13 protein-coding genes are annotated in these 21,964 nt (G+C 64.9%); 9 read left to right on the forward strand and 4 right to left on the reverse strand.

Going from position 1 to position 21,964, the window contains the following annotated elements; all coding sequences use genetic code 11:
* Nucleotides 1-84 precede the first annotated feature (84 nt).
* The 9 genes from GJ699_RS06725 (at nucleotide 85) to GJ699_RS06765 (ending at nucleotide 14,328) form a co-directional block, all read left to right on the forward strand.
* Nucleotides 85-528, forward strand: a complete 444-nt coding sequence (locus tag GJ699_RS06725) for a RidA family protein (RefSeq protein WP_154374397.1) — start codon at nucleotides 85-87, stop codon at nucleotides 526-528.
* Between the two features lie 13 nt (nucleotides 529-541).
* Nucleotides 542-1,687, forward strand: a complete 1,146-nt coding sequence (locus GJ699_RS06730) for a dipeptidase (RefSeq protein ID WP_154374399.1) — start codon at nucleotides 542-544, stop codon at nucleotides 1,685-1,687.
* Between the two features lie 5 nt (nucleotides 1,688-1,692).
* Nucleotides 1,693-3,048: an amidohydrolase family protein gene (locus GJ699_RS06735; protein ID WP_195763476.1), complete on the forward strand. Its 1,356-nt coding sequence runs from the start codon at nucleotides 1,693-1,695 to the stop codon at nucleotides 3,046-3,048.
* Nucleotides 3,049-3,090: 42 nt separating this feature from the next.
* Nucleotides 3,091-4,425 carry an amino acid permease gene (locus GJ699_RS06740; RefSeq protein WP_154374403.1) on the forward strand — a complete coding sequence of 445 codons (1,335 nt, stop codon included), beginning with the start codon at nucleotides 3,091-3,093 and terminating at the stop codon, nucleotides 4,423-4,425.
* A complete protein-coding gene (locus GJ699_RS06745) occupies nucleotides 4,425-7,427 on the forward strand; it encodes a sensor histidine kinase (RefSeq protein ID WP_154374405.1) in 3,003 nt (1,000 codons plus the stop codon). The genes GJ699_RS06740 and GJ699_RS06745 overlap by 1 nt, the downstream gene beginning before the upstream one ends.
* Before the next feature lie 78 nt (nucleotides 7,428-7,505).
* Complete coding sequence (locus GJ699_RS06750) at nucleotides 7,506-8,012, forward strand: TspO/MBR family protein (RefSeq protein WP_154374406.1); 507 nt, start codon at nucleotides 7,506-7,508, stop codon at nucleotides 8,010-8,012.
* Nucleotides 8,013-8,124: 112 nt separating this feature from the next.
* Nucleotides 8,125-10,344, forward strand: coding sequence for a TonB-dependent receptor (locus GJ699_RS06755; RefSeq protein ID WP_154374407.1), 2,220 nt, complete (start codon nucleotides 8,125-8,127; stop codon nucleotides 10,342-10,344).
* Nucleotides 10,345-10,348: 4 nt separating this feature from the next.
* Nucleotides 10,349-13,417 (forward strand): hybrid sensor histidine kinase/response regulator, encoded by a 3,069-nt coding sequence (locus GJ699_RS06760; RefSeq protein WP_195763477.1) that lies wholly within the window; start codon nucleotides 10,349-10,351, stop codon nucleotides 13,415-13,417.
* Nucleotides 13,414-14,328 carry a diguanylate cyclase gene (locus tag GJ699_RS06765; RefSeq protein ID WP_154374408.1) on the forward strand — a complete coding sequence of 305 codons (915 nt, stop codon included), beginning with the start codon at nucleotides 13,414-13,416 and terminating at the stop codon, nucleotides 14,326-14,328. The genes GJ699_RS06760 and GJ699_RS06765 overlap by 4 nt, the downstream gene beginning before the upstream one ends.
* Before the next feature lies 1 nt (nucleotide 14,329).
* On the opposite strand, the gene GJ699_RS34120 is transcribed toward GJ699_RS06765, so the two are convergent.
* The 4 genes from GJ699_RS34120 to GJ699_RS06785 form a co-directional block, all read right to left on the reverse strand.
* Entirely contained in the window at nucleotides 14,330-17,827 is a 3,498-nt protein-coding gene (locus GJ699_RS34120) for an exo-rhamnogalacturonan lyase family protein (protein ID WP_195763478.1), read from the reverse strand.
* 13 nt (nucleotides 17,828-17,840) lie between these two features.
* Nucleotides 17,841-20,432 carry a TonB-dependent receptor gene (locus GJ699_RS06775; RefSeq protein WP_195763479.1) on the reverse strand — a complete coding sequence of 864 codons (2,592 nt, stop codon included), beginning with the start codon at nucleotides 20,430-20,432 and terminating at the stop codon, nucleotides 17,841-17,843.
* 96 nt (nucleotides 20,433-20,528) lie between these two features.
* A complete protein-coding gene (locus GJ699_RS06780; protein WP_154374410.1) occupies nucleotides 20,529-21,455 on the reverse strand; it encodes a FecR family protein in 927 nt (308 codons plus the stop codon).
* Nucleotides 21,452-21,964: a sigma-70 family RNA polymerase sigma factor gene (locus GJ699_RS06785; RefSeq protein ID WP_154374411.1), complete on the reverse strand. Its 513-nt coding sequence runs from the start codon at nucleotides 21,962-21,964 to the stop codon at nucleotides 21,452-21,454. Before GJ699_RS06785 ends, GJ699_RS06780 begins: the two co-directional genes overlap by 4 nt.

Genomic DNA, 21,964 nt, shown 5'->3' on the forward strand with positions numbered 1-21,964 from the left:
GGTTTGAAACATTTTGTTGATCCATGCGTTTATTTTCCCACCTTTTAAACAAATTGTTTATACTTTTCGCGAAAGGAGAATCTCATGACCTATCCACGCCTCATCGCCGCGCTGCTGCTCTCGGCCTGCGCGGGCCTCGCCGGCGCCGCCGACGCGCAGTTCTACAATCAGGGCAACCCGCCAGGGCGTCCATTCTCGCAGGCGGTGCGCGCCGGCGATTTCGTATTCGTCTCCGGCCAGCTTGGCACTGACGACAAGGGCCTGGTGCCCGGTGGTTTTGAGGCGCAGTCGCGCAAGGCCATGGACAACATCGCCACCATCCTGCGCGGCGTGGGGCTGGGCATGGACAACGTGGTCAAGTGCACGGTGATGATCGCCGACATGGGCAAGTGGGCCGACTTCAACAAGGTGTATATCACCTACTTCAAGCCGGACCGGCTGCCGGCGCGCAGCGCATTGGGCGCCAACGGCCTGGCGCTGGGCGGCGAAATCGAAGTCGAATGCATGGCCTACGCGCCGCTCAAATAAGGACGATAGATACATGACAGACCGCCGTACCTTCCTGCACAGCGCCGCAGCCGCCAGTGTGGCAACCCTCGCCAGCCTCGGTTTGCCGGCATCCGCCGCACCGTCGCTGCGCGACAAACATCCACTCATCATCGACGCCCTGGGCGGCATCGACAACATCAACCTGCCGGTGACGCGTCGCGAAAACGCCGCCTCCGATTTTGGCATCGACGCCCGCTCGCTTGCGGACGCCAAGGCCTCGGGCCTGAACGCCTTCAACATGACCATCGGCTATGTGTTCGGCGACGGCGATCCCTATGAAAAAAGCCTGGCCGACGTCCATGCCTGGAACATCTTCATCCAGAAGCAATCGGCGCACCTGCTGCTGGTGCGCGGCGCCGCCGACATCAAGCGCGCGCAGGCTGAAAAGCGCATCGGCGTAATCCTCGGCTTCCAGAACGCGGCCATGATGGGCAAGGACGCGCGCCGGGTCGAAGTATTTGCCAAGGGTGGCATCCGCGTTATCCAGCTGACCTACAATGGTCCGAATCAGCTGGGCGACGGCTCGATGGCGCCATCCAACAAGGGGCTGACCGAATTCGGCCGCGACGTGGTGGACCAGTTGAACCGCAACCGCATCCTGGTGGACCTGAGCCACAGCGGCGAGCAAATCTGCCTGGACGCGGCGACCGCGTCGCGCGCGCCCATCATCATCAGCCACACCGGCTGCCGCGCCGTGGCCGACCTGCCACGCAATAAAACCGACCGCGAACTGCGGCTGGTGGCGGACAAAGGTGGCTTTGTCGGCATCTACTTCATGCCTTTCCTGGCGGCGGGCCGGCAGCCGATGGCGGCCGATCTGATCGCCCACATCGAACACGCCATCCATGTTTGCGGCGAAGACCATGTCGGCATCGGCACCGACGGCACCGTGCCGCAGATCGACGACATGGCCACCTATATGAAGGGGCTGGAAGACGAAGTGCGCCAGCGCCGCGCCGCCGGCATCAGCGCGCCCGGCGAGCGGCCGGACATCGTGCCCTTCCTGCCGGACCTGATGGGCCGCGACAAATTCTACAAACTGGCAGACCTGCTGGCCAAACGTGGCCACAGCAGCAGCCGCATTGAAAAAATCCTCGGCACGAACTTCCTGCGCGTAGCCGATAGTGTATGGAGCTGAACACCTTGAAATACGCCGCACTCGCCCTGGCCATCGCCGCCCTGTTCCCTGCCGCCCACGCAGCAGAGGAAAAGCCCAAGGCCAACACCGAGCAGCAACGCCTGGATAAACTGAACGGCAAGGCACTGGGCCGCGTGATCTATCGCGGCGCCACCCTGATCGATGGCACCGCCGCCGCGCCACGCGCCGAGATGGCCGTTATCGTCAAGGATGACCGCATCGAAGCCATCCTCCCCGTCGCCCAACTGAGCGCGCAACAGACCGAGGGCGCGCGCATGGTCGACGTCTCCGGCCAGTTTGTGCTGCCCGGCCTGATCGACTCACACGTCCACTACGCCACCAATCCGGACCGTCCGTACGCCGAGGCTGAGCTGAAGCGCAATATCTACGGTGGCGTCACCGGCGTGCGCGACATGGCCGGCGACGCCCGCGAACTGGCCGGCCTGTCGCGCGATGCGCTGCTGAGCCGCATCCCGGCGCCCGATATCTTCTACGCCTCGCTGGTGGCCGGCCCGAGCTTCTTCAAGGACCCGCGCACCGTGGTGGCCGCGCTGGGTACGCAGCCGGGCAGCGTGCCATGGCTGTACGCGGCGGACGAGCACACCAAGCTGCCGCTGGCGGTGGCACAGGCGCGCGGCACCGGCGCCACCGGCATGAAAATCTACGCCAACCTGCCCGGCACACTGGTGCGCGGCCTGATCGCCGAGGCCAGGGCGCAGCAGTTCCCGGTCTGGACCCACATGCAGGTCTACCCGGCCTCGCCCTACGATTCGCTGGGTGCCACCGCCGTGTCCCACGTCTGCATGATCGCCCGCTATGTGCGCGAGAACGGCAAGTCGACCTATGGCCACAACGGCGAGCCGTCGTATGAAGGTCTGACCGCGCAAGATCCCGGCATCCGCAAATACATCGCGGCGCTGGCCAAATCCGGCACCATCATGGACGCCACCCTCAGCGTTTACAAGAACGATGGCCCGCACTGCCACATCGGGCTGGCTGGCGAGATCACGCGCGCCATGCACCAGGCGGGGATCAAGATCATCGCCGGCACCGACAGCGACAACACCGGCGACGATCCCTACCCGGTGCTGGACGGCGAACTGGAAAAACTGGTGCGCTACGCCGGCCTGACGCCGCAGCAGGCCATCACCGCCGCCACCGCCAACGCCGCCGAGGCGCTCGGCAAGCAGCGCGAATTCGGCACCCTGGCCACCGGCAAATACGCCAACATGGTATTCCTGGCGCGCGATCCGCTGCAGGACATCGCCAACGTGCGCTCGGTGGTGCTGACCGTGAAACGCGGCCACGAATACGCCCGCGCCGATTATAAGTTCACGCCCCTCCCTGCCCACGAAGACTAAGTTGTGCGAGAATCAGCGCTTTGATTTCGTACTGAGGCTCTGATGAGTGAACTAAAGCGCGGCCTGAAGAGCCGGCACATTCAGTTGATCGCGCTGGGCGGCGCCATCGGCACCGGCCTTTTCCTGGGCATCGCCCAGACCATCCAGATGGCCGGGCCGTCGGTGCTGCTGGGTTATGGCGTGGCCGGCCTGATCGCCTTTCTCATCATGCGCCAGTTGGGCGAAATGGTGGTGGACGAGCCGGTGGCCGGCTCGTTCAGCCACTTCGCCGACAAATACTGCGGCAAGTGGGCCGGCTTCATGGCGGGCTGGAACTACTGGGTGCTGTACGTATTGGTCAGCATGGCCGAGCTGTCGGCGGTCGGCATCTATATACAGTACTGGTGGCCGGGCGTGCCGACCTGGGTGTCGGCGCTGGCCTTCTTCGCCATCATCAACGCCATCAGCCTGTTCAACGTCAAAGCCTTCGGCGAGATGGAATTCTGGTTCGCCATCATCAAGGTGCTGGCGATAGTCGGCATGATCGTGTTCGGTGCCTACCTGCTGTTCTCCGGCGCCGCCGGCCCCGAGGCCAGCGTCGCCAACCTGTGGCAGCACGGAGGCTTCTTCCCGAATGGCGTGAGCGGACTGGCGATGGCCATGGCGGTCATCATGTTTTCCTTCGGCGGACTGGAACTGATCGGCATCACCGCCGCCGAAGCGGACAATCCATCGGTCAGCATCCCCAAAGCCACCAACCAGGCCATTTACCGCATCCTGATCTTCTACATCGGCGCGCTCGGCATCCTGCTGTCGCTGTACCCGTGGCAGAAAGTGGTCACCAGCGGCAGCCCCTTCGTGCTGATTTTCCACGCGCTGAATTCAGATCTGGTGGCGCACGTGCTGAACGTGGTGGTGCTGACCGCCGCGCTGTCGGTCTATAACAGCGGCGTCTATTCCAACACCCGCATGCTGTACGGCCTGGCCAAGCAAGGCAATGCCCCGCGCTCGCTGCTGAAGGTGAACGCGCGCGGCGTACCGCTGAACGCCCTGGCGGTATCGGCACTGGCCACCGGCGCCTGCGTCGCGGTCAACTACTTCATGCCCGGCAAAGCCTTCGGCTTCCTGATGGGGCTTGTGGTGTCGGCGCTGATTATCAACTGGGGTTTGATCAGCTGGATCCACCTGCGCTTCCGCGCCCAGAAAAAGGCCGCCGGCCAGGTCACCGCGTTCCAGAGCCTGGGCTACCCGCTGACCAACTACCTGTGCCTGGCCTTCCTGGCCGCGATTCTGGTGGTGATGTATCTGACGCCGGACCTGCAGTTGTCGGTGTTCCTGATCCCGGCCTGGCTGGCCCTGCTGGCCATCGGCTACAAGCTTGGCGTGAAAAAAGCCTGATGCTGCGGTACTGCATACAGGCCGCACTGCTTGCGCTGCTGGTCTGTTGCGGACCAGCCAGCGCGCTCGATCCCGCCGTCCGGCTGCACGACTACAACCACGTCGCCTGGACCACGCGCGATGGCGCGCCCGGCGAAATCAAGTGCATGGCGCAGACACCGGACGGCTGGCTGTGGCTGGGCACCACCACCGGCTTGTTCCGCTTTGACGGCGTGCGCTTCGAGCGCTACAAGATTCCCACCCGTGGCACGGTGGCAAAGCACCGCATCACCGAATTGCGCGCCGGCGCCAACGGCGACCTGTGGATGAGTTTTTCGGTCGGCGGCCTGTCGGTGCTGCACGCCGACGGCAAGTTCGAAGACCTGGTCGCGCTGGACGCGGCCCCCGGCTTCATTCAGACCCTGGCCAGCGACATTGACGGCAGCACATGGCTGGCCACCGACAAGGGCATGTACGTGCACGCGCACGGCCAGCTGCGCAAGGTCGCCGCCGAACAAGGACTGCCATCCAGCGCCGCGCGCGCGGTACTGCTGGACCAGTACCAGCAACTATGGGCGCTGTTTGACGAAGGCGTCTACCGGCTGGACCGCCAGCGCGAACGTTTCACGCTGGTCAGCGCGCAGGGTGGCGACACCGGCCTGCTGCAATCGCCCGACGGCCGTTTGTGGATCTCCGACAGCCGGCAAGTCACACCGCTGCCGCAAAAACTCACACTGCCGCCCGGCGTCACCCGCCCGTTGCCGCGTCCCGCCGCGTTCAATTCGGTGGAATCGCGTTACCTGGCGCAGTTCGACCGCGACGGCAACCTGTGGACCCGTGGCTGTCCGGACAATCTGTGCGTGATCGCGAATGCCGCCCAGCGCGGCGACACGCCGTTGATCGCCGCGCGCGACGCCACCGACCAGTTGGTGCCGCCGCTGACGCTGAGTTCACGCGCCACCAACGCGGTATTGGAAGACATGGAGGGTAATCTGTGGATTGCCACCCAGGCCGGGCTGGATCGCTTCCGCGAAAATTATCTGATCCAGGAGCGCCTGCCGCAAATCGGCGGCACCTACAGCATGGCCGGCGATACCGAGGGTGGCATCTGGCTGGCCGACACCGCCAACGAAACCACCTGGAAGCTGGCCATTGGCGCCGTTCCGCAAAAATCGCCGGTCTATTACCGCGTGGTCGCCAACGACCGCGAAGGTGGCCTGCTATTGGCCGGCAAGCGCAGCATCGAACGCCATTACCAGGGCCGGATTACACAGATTCCACTGCCGCTGCCGGCGGATGGCAAGCCGGCCGACCTCATCGTGTTTGGTCTGGTGGACGACGGCAAAGTACTATGGATGTCCAGCGATAAAACCGGCTTGATGGGGCTAGTGGACGGCAAATGGCAGCCGCGCAGCGCCTTCAGTCTGCCGCCGCGCATCTTCCTCGGCATCGCCGGCATCCGCCCCGGCCAACGCTGGCACGCCACCGGCGACGGCACCCTGGTCTTCAACGACAACGGCAAACTGACCAGCTACGACGCTCAACTGATCGGCCTTGCCACCATGCTGTACGCCGGCGAGCAGTTGATGGTGGGCGGAGACCAGGGCCTGGCCTTCCTCGATGGCGACCAGCTACGCAAGCTGACCGCGCTGCGGCCCGAAGAGCTGCACAATATCTCCGGCATGGCGGTCAGCGCCGACGGTGACCGCTGGCTGAATGGCGCCAAGGGCGTGGTCCACGTGCGCCACGCCGACTGGCAGGCGGCGATCGCCCACCCCGACCGCCCCTTGAACTATGAGCTGCTGGGAGAAGTAGATGGCTACAGCGGTCAGGCCATGCTGGAAAACCGCCTGCCCAGCGTCTACACCGATCGCACTGGCCAGATCTGGTTCATGACCAGCAGCGGCGTGGTGCGGCTGGCGCCAGCGGCGGTGCGACGCGACCGCATCGCGCCATTGCCCCAGGTACTGGGCATCGACATCGGCGAGCATGGCTACCAGGCCGTCAATGGCTTGCGGCTGCCGCCCGGATCGCAGCACTTCAACCTGCGCTACACCGCGCCCGGTCTGGGCAAGCCGGATGGAATGCGCTTCCAGTATCAGCTGTCCGGCGTCGACACCGACTGGCAGGAAGCCGGCGGCCGCCGTATCGCCTACTACACCAACGTAGCGCCGGGCAGCTATACCTTCCGCGTGCGCGCCTTCAATGCCGACGGCCGCGCCGCCGCCAAAGACGCGCAGCTGGAATTCGAAATCGAGGCCACGTTCGTACAAACTGTCTGGTTCAAGGCGCTGTGCGCGCTGGCGGCGGCTGCCCTGCTCTATCTGCTGTACTGGTACCGGTTGCGCATCGCCACCCGCCGCGTGGCGGAGCAGCTGGTAGTGCGCATGGCCGAACGCGAACGCATTGCGCGCGCGCTGCACGACACCTTCCTGCAAAGCGTGCAGGCACTGACGCTGCGGCTGGACCTGGTCGCACATCAGTTGCCGGAAGCCGCGCGCCGTCAGCTGGAACCGATCATGGAGCAGGCCGACGCCACCATTATCGAGGGCCGCGACCAAGTGCACGAGCTACGCACCGGCCGCGTTGACGACGTTGAAACCGCCGCCGCCGAAGCCGGCCGCCATTTGGCCGCGACCCATCCTGGCACCGCCTTCGGCGTGGTGGTTAGCGGCACCCGCCGCAAGCTGCGCGATCTCGCGGCCGAAGAAGCTTGCGAGATCGCGCGCGAGGCGCTGCGCAACGCCTACCATCACGCGCAAGCCAGCCGGGTCGAGGCGCGGGTCAGTTATGGCGGCGAGCAGTTTGTGTTGGAGATTACGGACGACGGCCAGGGCATGGCACCGGACGCCGCCGCCCCGGACAAGCACTATGGCCTGGTCGGCATGCGCGAACGCGCGGCCCGCGCCGGCGGCCGGCTGGATATCGCGGCGGCGTCAGGCAGCGGCGTGCGCGTGACGCTGACACTGCCGGCGCGCGCCGCCTACACCGGACGCCGATGGTGGCAGCGCCGCCAACCCTGACGACTAAGTGGCGTGGCGCACAGACCCGCGTCCGTGCTGCCCGCACCATGGCCTCACCTTAATTCTGGAGGGCGTTCCATGTCGTCCCACGCTTCTGTCCAACCCCGGCCACTGCGCCTGCCCGCGCTGGCCGGCTGGCTGGTGCTGACCTTCATCGCCGCCGCCATCGGCGCTTACGCCACCGCCAACGCGCAGGCGTTCTATCAACAGCTCGACCGTCCTGACTGGGCGCCGCCAGCGTGGCTGTTCGGTCCCGCCTGGACCGCGCTATATCTGCTGATGGCGATCGCCGCGTGGCGTGTACAGCGTCTGGCACCACCATCATTGGCGCGTCCCGCGCTGGCACTGTACACCGTGCAGCTGGCCGTCAACGCGCTATGGAGCTGGCTGTTCTTCGCCTGGCATTTGGGCGCGGCCGCGTTTGTCGACATCATCGTGCTGTGGCTACTGATCGCCGCCACCATCTTCGTGTTCTGGCGCCGCGACCGCTGGGCCGGAGTGTTGTTAGTTCCCTACATCGTGTGGGTCAGTTTTGCCACGGCGCTCTGCTATAGCATCTGGCAACGCAATCCTGGCGCGCTGTAAAAGTGTGGATTTTTTATACAGATAGTTGCTATGCTAACTACAAAAATGCAAGCCGACCTGTTAAACTCGTCGGCTTTGCATCCTGAACGCAACTGTCGTTTTAAAATTCACAATGTTGACGTCCCCGGTTTCCACGGCCCCGAAACTCCTGGTCCTGACACTGTCGCTGCTGTTCGCGGGGATGGCGCGCGCCCAGATTCAGGAAGTGACGGTGACTGCACAACGCGCGCCATCACTGGAATCTAAAACGCCGGTGGCGATGACCGCGCTCGACGCGGCACAACTCAACGAAGCCGGCATCGACAACCCAGCCGCGCTGGGCGCGCGCCTGCCCAATGTGGAACTGGATAACGCCGCCGACGGGCTGCGCATCACCATCCGTGGCGTCTCCAATGCCGACACCACCGAAAAAGGCGATCCCTCGGCCGCCTTCCTGCTGGACGGGATTTATATCGCCCGCCCGCAAATTCAGAATCTCAGCTTCTACGACCTGGAACGGGTGGAAGTGCTGCGCGGCCCGCAAGGCACGCTATACGGCCGCAATACCACGGCCGGCGTGGTCAGTGTAATTTCGAAGGCGCCGGTGAACCGCTTCGAAGCCAGCGTCGCCACCGAAATCGGCAACTACGGCAGCCGCAAGGCCAGCGCCATGCTCAATGTGCCGCTCAACGAGGCACTGGCCGTGCGTGCCGCGCTGGCCTACAACTACCACGACAGCTATCTGACCAACGCCCAGCACACCACGCATACGCTGGGCAAAGACCGCGACGACTTGTCGGCGCGCCTGTCCGCCAAATGGAAGATCAACCACGACGCCACGCTACTGCTGCGCTATGACCACAGCCAGGTCGACGACAACAACGACAGCTTCGTCCCTGACACCAATTTCTACCGTGGCGTGGCCGGCGGCCATCCGGTCTGGAATGGCGCGGACACCGGCGCGCAGCTAACCAATCGCTTCGTGCCACCCAACGCCGTACCTGAGCAAGGCTACAGCCACAAGACCACCTCCGGCATCGGCGCCGACCTGACCTGGGATCTTGGCCCGGCCACGCTGTACTATCTGGGTGCGCACCTCAGCTATCAACACGAGGCGCTGGCCAACTTCTATTACCGCGTGGCGCCCACACTGGCGCTGGGCGTGCGCCAGAACTTCAGTGGCGACTACACACAGAACTCGCACGAACTGCGGCTGGCCAGCAATGGCGACGGCCCGCTCAGCACTCAGGGCGGCGTCTACTGGTTCCGCGAAAACTCGGCGCAGACCTACACCTTCCGCGACCTGGAACCGCTTGGCCTGCCGCCCTATTATGTGTTCCCGCACGGCCCCACCGTTTCGACCAGCAAAGCCTTGTTCGGCCAGGCCACCTACGCCGTCACCGATAAGCTGCGCGCCACCGCCGGTGCGCGTTACACCGAGGATGACAAATCGCGCGTCGGCTCGACCAACTTCCAGCAAGGCGCGGTATTCAATCCGGCCACCGACTTCGCGCTGTTGAACGCGGCCAGCCTGCACACCCACCAGACCACCTGGCGACTGGGCGCCGATTACGATCTGGCCCCGGCCACGCTGCTGTACGGCGCCATCGCCACCGGCTACAAGGCCGGCGGCTTCAATGACGGTTGCCTGGCTGGCTCGGTGCAACTTGGGCTGCAATGTCCGGCCGCGCTGGCGGTGCCTGCGCAGACGCTGTTCTATCAGCCGGAAACCGTGCGCTCCTACGAAGCCGGATTGAAAACCCGCTTCTGGCAAAACCGCGCCACGCTCAACCTGGCCGCCTTCCACTACGACTATCGCAACCTGCAATTGTCCGGCGTCGCCTTCGTCACCGGCGCACCGCGCTTTGTGACCGCCAACGCGGGTGAGGCCGACGTCAAAGGGCTGGAAGCCGAAAGCCAACTGGCGCTGACCGCGCAAGACCGCATCAACTACGCGCTGGCGCTGCTGGATGCGCAGTACGCCCGCTACAGTCCCGACGGCGTGCACGACTGGGCTGGCCATCACCTGGACCGCTCGCCCGCGCACACCCTCACGCTGGGCTATGAGCACCGCTTCCATCTGGCAGCCGGCGAACTGGCGGCCAGCCTGCGCGCGCGCCGCAGTGCTTCGTCCGTCATCGCCGTGCCGACGCAGTTGCTGGAGTACCGCATTCCAGCCTACACCGAAAGCGACGCCTCGCTGCACTACCGCCCGCGACATGGCCAGTGGAGCGTGCTGGCGCGCGTCAAGAATATTGAAAACAAAGTCCGTCCCATCGCCATCGACAGCTTCGGCATGACCGTGCCAAGCGACCCGCGCACGGTCGACCTGCGACTGGACTACCGCTTCTGATCCCATGCTGAACCATCTGGCCCGCTATCTGTTACTCATCCTCGCGCTGGTGCTGGCGCCCGCTACCGCCATGGCGGGTGGCGGTCCCTTGCTGCTGGATGGGCGGCACGATCATGTCGAACTCTGGCCCGCCGTCAAAATGCTAAGCGACCCAGGCGGCAAACTGACACCCGGGCAGGCGCTGAACGCGGTCGAACACTATGCCCAGCCCAATTCCGCCTACGCCACACTGGGCGTGCACAAAGACGTGGTGTGGCTGCGCATCCCCATCGTTTCGCAAGCGTCCGGCGACGCCGAATGGATACTGAATATCGACTACGCGGTGCTGAACCGGGTCGACGTGTATGTGGCCGACGGCGGTCGCATGGTCGATCACCAGGTCATCGGCAATCTGCAAATACCGCCGGACGGCGAGCCGCGCCCACGCACGCCGGCGGCGCTGCTGCACCTGCCGAGTGGCGGCGAGCGCGTGCTGCTGCTGCGGGTGCAGAACGTCGGTTCGCTGATACTGCCGATCAGTCTTTCGCGTCCGGCCACGTTCCATGGCGCCGCGCTGGACGAGCAGATGCTGCAAGGCGTGCTGACGGGTCTCAGTCTGTGCCTGCTGCTCTACAGCCTGGCGCAATGGGTCACGCTGCGCGAACCGCTGTATGGCAAATTCGCGCTGCTGGTGGCCGGCACCACACTGTTTTCGCTTGAGTTCTTCGGCCTGGGCAACCAGTATCTGTGGAAGCACAACGAGTGGATGAGCATCCACGCCGGCGGCCTGTTCGCGCTGACCGCGTCCTGCGGAGCTTACCTGTTCGTCGAGCAGGCGCTGGCGCGGCCGGGCAAGGACCGCATCTTCAGCCGCCTGATGAAAGGCGGCGCGGCGCTGTGCGTCATCAGCGCATTGGCCTACATCAGCGACATCATGAGCGTGGAAACGCTGGTCATCATCGTCAGCACGCTGGGCGTGATGCCGATGCTGCTTGGCCTGCCCGGCGCCTATTTCCGTGCCCGTCGCGGTGATGCGGTCGGCATCTACTTCCTGATCGGCTGGGGCGTCAGCTTCGCGTCGTCCGCGATGCTGAGCCAGGTCATCGCGGGCCAGGTCGACGCCAATTTCTGGAGCATGCACGCGCTGCAGTTCGGGAATATCTTCGACATGCTGGTGTTCACCCGCATCCTCGGCCTGCGCACCAAGGCCATGCAAAGCGCCATGCTGCGCGCGGAGGAAGCCACCCGCACCAAATCCGAATTCCTGGCCCATATGAGCCACGAGATCCGCACCCCGATGAACGCCATCATCGGCATGAGCCGGCTGGCGCTGATGACGGAGCCCAGCCCCAAGCTGCAGAACTACCTCGGCAAAATCCTGGGCGCCGGCGAGCATCTGCTGGCGGTCATCAATGACATTCTCGACTTCTCCAAGATCGAAGCCGGCAAGCTGGGACTGGAGTCGACATCGTTCGAATTGCAGGAGATGCTGGACCATCTGGCCAGCCTGACCATCATCAAGTCCGACAGCGCGCGGGTTGAATTCAAAATGCGTGTGGATGGCAGCGTACCACCGCGTTTGATCGGCGATCCGCTGCGCCTCAGCCAGGTGCTGCTCAACCTGACCAGCAATGCCGTCAAGTTCACCGAGCGCGGCGAAATCGTGGTGACGGTGGAGTTGATGGACAAAACCGCGGAAACGGTGGCGCTGCGCTTTGCGGTCAACGACACCGGCATCGGCATGCGGCCGGCGCAGGTGGCGGGCCTGTTCCAGTCGTTTAACCAGGCCGGCGCCACCATCACGCGCAAGTACGGCGGCACCGGGCTGGGGTTGAGCATTTCACGCCAGTTGGTTGAGCTGATGGGTGGCGACATCCAGGTCACCAGCACGCAGGGCATCGGCAGCCGTTTCAGCTTCATCATCCGCCTCGGCATTGCCGACAACAGCAGCGCGCCGGTGGACTGGCCGCTAGCGCCGCAACAACCGGCGCGTGAACTGCGCCGCTCCGACCATGCCGGCCTGGCGATGCGCGACCTGTCGGCGCTGGACGGCGCACGCATCCTGCTGGTCGAGGATAATGCCAACAACCGCGAGGTGGCGCTGGACTTCCTGTCCGCCGCCCGCATGCAGATCGACATCGCCGAACATGGCGGCGAAGCGGTGCGCATGGTCGAACAGACCGACTACGACCTGGTGCTGATGGACGTGCAGATGCGCGAAGTGGATGGCCTCACCGCTACCCGCCGCATCCGCGCCATGCCGCGCTGCCAGCACCTGCCGATCGTCGCCATGACCGCCTACGCCATGGCCGGGGACCGCGACAAGAGCCTGGCCGCCGGCATGAACGACCACCTCACCAAGCCGATCGCGCCGGAACAGCTGTTCCGTGCCCTGATCAAATGGATACCGCCATCGCGGCTGACGGCGCGGCGCGCCCACATCGACGCCACGCTGCAGGCGGCGCCACCGCCGGCCGATTACACCAGCGGCGGCCCGTTGCCCGCCATCCCGGGCGTCGACTGGCAGATGGCGCTGCAAAGCGTGGACCGCCAGCGCGCACGCCTGGACCGCCGTATTCGCGGCTTCCTCAACGAATACCGGCCTGCCGCGCAAGCGGTGCGCGAGGCGGTGGCCAGCGGCCAGCACGATATCCTGCATGGCATCACCCACAACCTGAAGTCGACCGCCGGCTACATCGGCGCCTTCCATCTGGCCGATCTGGCGCAGGCACTGGAACAGGCGCTGCGCGAAGGCCGTCAGGACCGCATCCCGATGCTGGCGAGCGAGCTGGCGGAGAGCCTGCAGGTGGTGGTCGGCGGCCTGGCGCGGATGAGCGAGCCGACGCCGGTGCCGCGTTATCGCGACGATGACGTCACGCTGCTGATCACCCGGCTCGAAGCTTATCTGCGCGCCGACGATGCCCGCGCCGAGGACGTGCTGGCGGAACTGCGGGCGCTGCCGGCGGTCCTACCCCATGCGGCCCTGCTGACCAGCGTGCAGCGCGCCGTCGACGAGATCGAGTATCAGGCCGCGCTGGCACCGCTGAGCGCACTGGTGCGCGCCCTGCAAACCGAAACGGAAGCAAGCGCATGAACTTCGCGGGAACCCAAAAGGTATTGGTGGCCGACGATGACATCGTCAATCGCCAGGTATTGGCCGAGCTGCTCAAGCCCGAACACACGGTACTGCTGGCCAAGAACGGCGCGCAGGCGCTGGAACGCGCGATGCGTCATCTGCCGGACCTGATCCTGCTCGATGTGGTGATGCCGGACATGGACGGTTACGAAGTGCTGCGCCGCCTGCGCGCCGATGCCCAGACCGCGCACATCACCGTCATCTTCATCTCCGGCCTGGGCCGGCCGGAGGACGAAGCCAATGGCCTGAAGATGGGCGCCGCCGATTACATCTCCAAGCCGTTCAACTCGACGGTGGTGATGGCGCGCGTGGCCATGCATTTGCAGATGGTGCGCCAGCGCCGCATGCTGGAGCATCTGGCCCACGTCGACGGCCTGACCGAACTGGCCAACCGCCGTCGCTTCGATGAAGTGTACGAAGCCGAATGGCAGCGCAGCCGCCGCAACGGCCGGCCATTGTCGCTGGCGCTGCTGGATATCGACGCCTTCAAACAATACAACGACCATTACGGCCATCCGGCCGGCGACCGCGCGCTGCGCGCCGTGGCCCGCACCACCGCCGCCGGCCTGCGCCGCCCGGCCGACCTTGCGGCGCGTTACGGCGGCGAGGAGATGGTCTTGTTGATGCCGGATACCGAGGCGGCGCAAGCGCAGCAGGTGGTCAACAGCGTGTGCAGCGCGATCGCCGAATTGCAGATTCCGCACCAGGCATCGTCGGTGGCGCCGATGCTGACCGTCAGCGCCGGCGGCGCTACGCTCAACGCGGCGGCCGTCGAAACCGGCGCCGAATTGTTCGCGGCCGCCGACGCGCTGCTGTATCAGGCCAAAAAGGCCGGCCGCAATCGCGTCGAATGGCGCTTGGCCGGTTGAATCAGGCGATCCGCCGTACCCGGAACTGTTCCACCTTCTGTCGCGACAGCGTGGTGCGGAAGCCGAAGTAGCCACCGCCGACCAGCGGCCCGGTTGCGCTGAAATACTCCTTGTCGTCCACGTACAGCCGCGTACCGCGCGCATCGACTACGATGCGGATGCGGTATGGCCGGTTGGCCTTCAGCAGATAGTCCGGTGCCAGATACTCCTGCAGCAGCTTGCGCTCGTTGCCGTCGTAGTAGCGGAAGCGCGAGGTGGTGTTGGTGTTGCCGCCGATGCCGGCGTAGAACATGCGCAGCTTGTCGTAGTCTTCGAACTTGCCGGATTGCGTGAAGCCTTGCGGTAGCTGCGCTTCCCAAAAGAAGTTCAGGTCTGACAGCCGCGCGTCCGAGAACACAGTGCGCGTGAAGCTGATTTCGTAGTGGCCCAGCAGTTGCTGGCGCAGCCAGACGGTTAGCCCGCGCGGCGCGTTCAGTATCAGCGCGCCATGTTCGGTGTAGGCTGCGGTGGCGGCTTGGCCGGCTTCGTCCTCCACCGCCCAGCTTTGCGGGTCGAAGCGGGTGAAGTCATCGCGCGCCAGTTCCACGCCCTGCGCCTGCAAGGCCAGCAGCCCGATTGCGCCCAGCCCCCATTGCGCGACGGCGTTGGTGGATAGCGACGGCGCCTCTTCCACTTCGTTGAGCACCAGTGGCGGCGTCACCCGGCGCGATACCAGATCCTTGTCGCGCAGGCCTGCCTTGCCTTCGTAGAATTGTGCCCAGGCGCGCTTCAGCATCGCCTCGTCCTGCTGCTGCACGGCGGTGTAAGCCAGCAGGCGCGCGTGGCCCTGGCCCAGATTCAGCTTGCCCAAATCTTGTCCCAGCTCGGCCTTCTGCTGTTCCGGCGTGGCGCTGTACAGGCGGCAGTAACGCAGCCAGGCGTCGCGGAAGGCCGGCGCCGGCACGGTGCGTATCAATTCGCTGCAGATTTCGGGCAGGCCGAAGACAGCGCTCAGGTGCGACACGTTGATCTTCGCGGCCGGGTCCAGCGCGAAGGCGCCAGTGCGCAGGTCCATCACGCCGCCGCCGGCCAGGAAGCCCAGCGGCTGGGCGGCGATGCTGGTCATGCTGTTCACCAGTTTGTCGCGGTATTGCGCTTGGCCGGTGCGTTCCCACTCGGTGAACCAGGCGGCAGCTACGGCGCCCCAGTCGGTGCCGAAGGAGACGCTGGCGTGTGTATCGGGTTCACTGGCCGGCGCCTGCTGGCCGATCTTGCGGCCGGGGATGATGGTGCGCAGGCGGTCGACCGCGTTGACCTGTTCGCGCAGCAGGTCGCCCACGCGCTCGTCGGCGCTCAGGTAATAGAAGAAGCGGCGGTTGATGGCGGTCGATACGCGCAGTTGTTTGGCACTGTCGCCCCAGTGCTGGACGCCGTGACGCGTGCCGAGTGGACTGTATGGGCCGATGTGGTGGACATCGACTTCGCCGGTGTGGCGGGTCATGGCTTCGGCCAGGCGATACGCGTCGGCGCGGCCACTGTGCAGGTAGTAGTGCCACAGCCAGATTTCGGTGCTGAGTTCCGAGTTATCCCACGCGAAGCCGCCCACGTCGTAGCGCCAGACGTGGCGCTGCGCATCGTAGGTGTGCATCACGTCGCCGTAATCCCAGAAGCCGTACCAGCGGCGGTCTTCAACCTGATTGCGGTAGAAGTCGAAAGTCCAGGCCAGTTGCTGTTCCAGCTTTGATGGCTTGGCATCGGCGGGACTCCAGTATTCGCTGAACACGCCGGCGCTGTAGATGCGCTGCGGCGAGGCTGTCAGCACCGGCGGCGACTGGATGCGGCGACTGATGGCGGCCAGTTGCTGATGCGTCGGCGTGGCAGGCAGCAGTTGCAGTTCCAGTTCGCTGGTGCGGGCGACGCCGTATGGTGTGCCGAAACCGGGTTCGTAGTCTTCGTAGGTGATGTCGAGCGCGTCGCGCTGTTTGGCGTGGTCGGTCTCGCCCATGCCGTTGTGGTAGAAGCGCAGGTCCATGCCCTGGGCGTTGGGCGCCCATAGCCACAGGGTGACGCTGGCTTCGCTGGTTTCGGCGCCGTGGATGTCGATCTGGCCAGGGTAGCTTTGCCAGAAGTTGCGGATGCCGAAGGCGATGCCGCCGTCCGGCGTGCCGAGGTAGCCGGTGCCACCGGCGCGGTTGCCGCTGGCGGCGTGTATCCAGCCGCTGCCTTTGCCGGTGCGCTTGCTGATGCTGTAGCCGTCGGGGTGCGATTGCAGCAGCGAGTAGTGGCCGAAGGCGGGGATGTAGCGCAGGTTTTTGCTGACTGCCGGCGGGATGCTGGCGGTTTGCACGGCGTGCCCTTGCAGTTGGGCTTCCGCTGCTGCGCCACCGTCGCGACGCAAGCCGGTGAGACCTTGTACCGCTTCCGAGAACACGCCGCCATTGGCGCCGGTGAAGCGGATGTGGCGGTCGTACAGCGGCGCTTCCAGCGGCACTGCGAAGCGCAGGCCGACGCCGCGTATGCTCAGTTTCTGTGGATCGGCATCGTAGGTCAGTGTGTGGACGATGCGGATGGTGTCGGCATTACGATAGAAGTACAGGCGGGCCACGAATGGCAGCAGGCTGGCGCCATCCTTGTGGCGGTGCGTGCCGGTGATGCGGATGACGGCGCGTTGGGTCCCGTTCTGTTCCAGCGTGGTGCTTTGGATGATGCTGTCGTAGCTGCGGCGGGCGGTGGTGTCATCATCCGCGATGTCGTCGGCCAGCAGGACCAGGTGGCCATTGCGCAGCAAAGGCTTGCCCTGTCGCCGCGCCTCGCGCAGCAGGATGCCGCCATCGGTCGCCAGCGTGCATTGCAGCGGCCCGGTGTCGACCGCGATGCCGTCGCGTCCCCGCTCGGTCGCCAGCAAGCCTGTGCCCGCCCCCGCTGCCGCGCTAGCCCCCGCGTCGGCGCGCGCTGCGTCCGCGTTCGCGTGTCCCGCCACGTCCAGCAACGGCCGCAAAGCAAAGCGCGCGGCCGGCGGCGCAGTGCCGCCCGCCGCCGCTCCAATACCACCAGGCGCAGTCGCCACAGCGCCGGTGACGGACGATGCCAGCAACGACGAGCCGTCGCGAGCCGTGCTGGCCGCTGCCGCACCGGCCAATTGCGGCGCCAGCGCATGGGCGGACCATTTCAGGCTGCCGTCCGGCCAGTAAGCCAGCGGCCACGATTGCACCGCCGCGCCATCCCGCGCCGTCGCGGCGAGCGGGCGCAGGGCGAATTGTGCATCGGCGGGGACGCGGCCTTGTGGCCACGGCACGCCCCACGTCGCGCCCTGGAAGCTCTCCGGCGCGCCGTCCAGCCACTGCAGCAAGGTCTCGCCGGGCAGCAGGCCCGCCGCATCCGACGCATCCGACGCAGCGCTCGCGCCGGACGCCACGCCGCTGGCGGTATTGCCAGCCACCGCGCCATCGCTCAACGCCACGCCGCTGCCCAGCAGCGCGGCCAGTTTAAAGAACTGCCTCCGTTCGAGCGATGCGCTCATCCTGCCATCTCCTTTAATATTTATACGACAGCGTAGCCCCAAACGTGCGCGACTCGCCCAGCCAGCCCCACACCGAACCATAATCGCCGCTCACCACCCGGCGATAATACTGCTTGTCAAACGCATTGTTCACCCACACCGACGCGCTCCACTCGCCATGTTCCAGCTTGCGGCCAGTCCCCGCCGCAAACGCCGCCAGGCCATAACCCGACACCCGCGTCAGATACGAATTATCCACCGTACCATACATCCAGCCACGATACGAATAGCGCGCGCTGACGAAATTCTTCAGCCCATTATCACTGCGCCATGAGTAACGCGTACTCGCATTCCACGTCACGCGCGGCGCATTGAACACCCGCTCACCGGTCAGATTGCAGGACGCGGGAGGGCTCGGCGACAAAGTCACCTCGGCCGGGCAACGCGCGTTAGCGTAATCGGTGTAATACGCATCGTTGAAGACACCCGCCAGCGTCGCATCCCAATTGCGCGTAATCGCCGCCGCCACACTCACCTCGGCACCGCGCGAACGGAAAGTCCCCGCGTTCATCAGATAGGTTTGCTGAGTATCCGGATCATAGCCCTGGGTCTGGAAGTCCGACACCTCGGTCAGGAACACGTCCGCTTTCAGATTGACCTTGTTATCCAGCAGCGCACCCTTGACGCCCAGCTCCAGACTCTTGGTCTTCTCCGGCTTAATAATCAGCGTATCGTAACCAGCCGCCTTCGCCGCGCCAGCCGAAATATTCAGACCACCCGACTTCTCGCCGTATGAACCGGCCAGATACGAACTCCACTCCGGCGACAGCTCATGCTTCAGCACCAGCGTCCCCGAAGGCAGCACGTAATACTCCTTGATGTAACCCGAGTTGAAGGCCGCTTTGTTATAGCGAATGAACTGACCGCCCTTCTCCTCATAGTTGGCGCGTACGCCGCCCACCAGATCCCAGGTCGGCGCGATATGCAGCGTGCCCTGCACGTATGGCGACAGCATATTATCGTGCAGCGTACCGAGACGAATGATATCCAGCCCGTTGTAGCTGGTGGCGTCGTAATACACGCCGGCCAGCTTGTTGTTGGTGTAGCGCGTGTGCGCGGTGGTGTTCAGGTTCTCGCCCAGATAGGTCAGGCCCAGCGCGTAGTCGAACTTCTCGCCGGCCGGCGAATCCAGACGCAGTTCCTGCGACCAGGTACGGTCGAGCACCTGGGTGCCAGTATTGTTATATACCGCCACGCTCAAACCATCGGCATACACCGGATCGGTGCGGAAGTAACGATACGACGTCACAGAGCGCAGCTTGTAGCCATTATCGAACTTCCAGTTCGCTTCTGCCGACACCCCGCCCTGCTTGGTGTGCACATTGTTCTCGTCATCCAGATCCACATTCGGGCCAAACACCACATGGTTGCCGACCGCCGTGGAATGCTTGAGGAAGCTGTCGACGCCACTAAAGGTATTGGTCGACAACAGCACCGAAGTCGGCGAGCTGTTGGTGATGTTCAGGTCCGCGCTCAAACGAAGATTGAACTTCTCGCCCTGCTTGTACAGCAGTTGACCGCGCACGCCGCTGCTGGTGACGCCGTTCAGGCTATGGTTATTGCGCACATTGGTGACCGCGCCATCGTTATTGGTGTAGACCAGATTCAAACGGCCAGCCCAGTTCTCCGACAGTGGGCCGGACAACATCGCCCGGCCGCGCGTATAACCGTTCTGGCCATACGACACGCTGGCCGACGCTTCCGGCGTAAAGCTCGGCGCGCGAGTCTGCAGATTCAGCACGCCGCCAGTGGCATTGGCGCCGAACATCGTGCCCTGCGCGCCGCTCAGTACCTCGGCATAGGCGATATCGCCCAGGCCACTGCTCAACATGCCGGCACGCGGCAGGTAAACATTGTCGACGTAAATCGCCACGCTGCTCGGCATGCCGATGTTCGCATCGCCGCTGGCCTGACCGCCGCCATCGCCGACGCCACGGATGGTGATCTGCGTGTCCGACGGATCGGTACTCTGGATCACCAGACCGGGCACCAGCTGTTGCAGGTCTTCCAGCGTGGTCAGGTTCTGCTCTTCCAGCACTTCGCCGCTGACGCGGTAGGATGACGTCGGCGCGCGCTGCACGTCATCGCTCTCCTGATTGGTGCCGGGCCGGCGCGTACCGGACACCGTCACCCGCGCCAACACTTCCGTATTCGGCGCAGCCGCCACTGCAGCCGCTGCGGCCACCGGCGCGCGCAGGGCCACCGGCGCCATCAACTGCTGCACGGCGGGCCGTGAAGCCGAAGGCGCAGCCACGGTGCGGCGGATCGTCAGCGTGCGGCCACCGCCGGTGCTCACCAGCTCAAAGCCGCTGCCTTCCAACGCGCGCGTGATCGCTTCGGTGGCGCTGTAATTGCCATTGACTGGCGCCGAGCGCGCCGATTCCAGCAGTTTGGGATCATACGCCAGTGCCACGCCACTTTCAGACGCGATGCGCAGCAAAGTTTTCTCCAGCGGCGCACCGGCCAGTTGGTATTGATGACGTGTGGCGTCCTGCGCCAGCGCGGCCGGCAACGCGAGTAACTGGGTAACGGCCAGAATGGCCAGGATGTGCTGTGGTTTCTGCAAAACGTGCCTCACAAAGTTATGGCACCTCGATCGAGGCGCTTCACCAACCATGTGCAGCGAGAATCGAAAAGTGACACCGGCCGGCGAAAATATTTTTCAGGCCGCATTCAGCACGGTCAGATAACGACCGTAACGCTGGATACGCAGCGGCAGAATGTCCGTCACCTGCAACAGCGCGCGCTCGACGTCCTCCAGCCGGAATACGCCGCTGATTTGCATGGCGGCGGCACGGCCGCTGGCGCGCAGCAGTCCTTGACGATAGCGACCGAAAATCTCCAACAGCTCCGCCAGCGGCATGCGGTCGGCCACGCAAACGCCGCGCGTCCACGCACTGACCGCGCTGAACGACAGCTCCGCCGCCTGCGCGCCATGCCGATCGAAAAAAAATGTCTCGCCGGCGCCGACCAGCACCGCCGCGCCGCCTGCAGGTCGCAGCAAGGCGCTGCCTTCGCTGACCGACACCACACTGCGCTCGTGCAGGCGGCCAACGTTGAACACCGCGCCACCAGTAGCCACCGAGCCATGCGCGGTCGCCACGCTGAGCACACCGTCGCGCTGACGCCACGACCGCAGCAACACCTGCCCCTGCCGCAGGTCGAGACGCGGACTGGCCGCGCTGCCGGACAGGTAAATGCGGCTGTTGGCATCGAATACCAACGGCGTGCCATCAGCCAGCTTGCCCTCGCCACGCTGGCCCACGCCGCTGTGCCAGTCGGCGTCCAGCCCCAGGCCGCGCACGCCGCCCCAGGCGCCAACGCCCATCACCAGCATGCCAAACGCGGCGCGCAGGGCGCGGCGACGCTCGATTGATGGTGCGCGCAAGGCCCGCGCGGCGGCCGCAGACGCTGTACCACGTTCACTGAATCGGGATAAGCGCTGCTGCAAATTATTCCAGGCCTGTTCATTGGCCGCTTCCGCCGTGCGCCAATGATCGAATTCATTCAGCACAGTGGCGCCGACATCGCCCTCGCGCAAGCGCACTTCCCACATCACCGCCTGATGTTCGGCCGGCGCCAGCTTCATGCGGCCAGATAGCAGGCGGCTAGCGCCTGCGCCATGTATTTGCGTACCATGCTGACCGAAACCGCCAGCCGTTCAGCGATTTCCGCGTAACCCAGCTCCTCGAACTGGCTGAGGATGAAGGCTTCGCGTGCCTTGGCGCTGATAGTTTGCAGTGCCGCGTCAATGCGCAACAGCTCATCGATGGCTTCGCAGATATCCTCAGGCGACGCATCCGCCAGATCCGGCGCCAGCGCCAGTTCTTCCAGATAGGCGCGTTCCAGATCGCGGCGGCGCCAGAACTCATAGGTCAGGCGGCGCGCGATGGTGGTCAGCAGCGCGCGCGGTTGGCGAATCTGGGTGATGTCATCCATCCCGGCCAATTCGGTGAAGGCCGATGCCGCCAGGTCTTCGGCGTCGTAGCGCGAGCCAACCAGGCGATGCACGCTGGCGGTGAGCCAGCTGTAACTGCGGCGGAATTCACCGCCGAGGAACTGGTCGCGTGCGGCGGAAGCAAAGGAAACGGTACTCAT

The sequence above is a fragment of the Duganella guangzhouensis genome, assembly GCF_009674535.1.
Taxonomy (GTDB): domain Bacteria; phylum Pseudomonadota; class Gammaproteobacteria; order Burkholderiales; family Burkholderiaceae_D; genus Rugamonas; species Rugamonas guangzhouensis.